Annotated in this window: 1 protein-coding gene; it reads left to right on the top strand. The window is 58.4% G+C overall.

Annotated elements, in window-relative coordinates; genetic code table 11:
- The coding region (locus tag L9G74_RS23875; protein WP_238898524.1) for a hypothetical protein at positions 1-392 on the top strand (392 nt) is incomplete at both ends.

Below are 392 nucleotides of genomic sequence, written 5' to 3'. Positions count from 1 at the left end.
ATTTCTTCGGCGCTCTTCGTGCCCGTGTTTACGACGACGAGGTGCGCAAGTGGGTGTCGGACACGGGTGTGGAGAACATTGGCAAGAGGCTGGTGAACTCGAGGGAGGGCCCACCGGAGTTCGAGCAGCCCAAGATGACGATCGAAAAGCTCATGGAGTACGGATACATGCTTGTGAAGGAGCAGGAGAACGTCAAGCGTGTGCAGCTGGCTGAGCAGTACTTGAGCGAGGCTGCTCTTGGTGACGCTAACTCCGACGCCATGAAGACTGGTTCCTTCTACGGGCAAGGAGCACAGCAAGCAGGTAACCTGCCTGTGCCGGAAGGTTGCACCGACCCTGTTGCCAAGAACTTCGACCCAACGGCGAGGAGCGACGACGGCAGCTGCCTTTAC

The organism is Shewanella electrica (genome assembly GCF_022321485.1).
In the GTDB taxonomy this organism is placed as follows: Bacteria; Pseudomonadota; Gammaproteobacteria; order Enterobacterales; family Shewanellaceae; genus Shewanella; species Shewanella electrica.
The sequence above is the reverse complement of the archived record's forward strand: the minus strand, read 5'-3'. Positions and strand labels throughout refer to the sequence as shown.